A 223-nucleotide genomic window follows, 5' to 3' on the forward strand; every position below is an offset into this window, starting at 1 on the left:
CAATAACCCGTTTATGATGTTAGGGGTAGCTACGGCATTGGCGGCCCCGATGATAGGGATGGTGGGGGCTGACGGTTTTGGTGTTCATCTTTATGCCCAATCGACCGCCGGGAAGACGACGACCGCCGATATCGCAACCAGTTTGTACGGTAAAGCAGATGAGCAGCGGTTAACGTGGTATGGCACCGCACTGGGGATTGCCAACGAGGCTTTAGCTCACAAT

Annotated in this window: 1 protein-coding gene; it reads left to right on the forward strand. The window is 54.3% G+C overall.

Features of this window, described 5'->3' with window-relative positions; genetic code table 11:
* On the forward strand, nt 1-223 hold a 223-nt coding region (locus AAC854_RS23845; protein WP_340619209.1), incomplete at both ends, for a DUF927 domain-containing protein.

Source organism: Xenorhabdus entomophaga (assembly GCF_037996725.1).
Classification (GTDB): Bacteria; Pseudomonadota; Gammaproteobacteria; order Enterobacterales; family Enterobacteriaceae; genus Xenorhabdus; species Xenorhabdus khoisanae.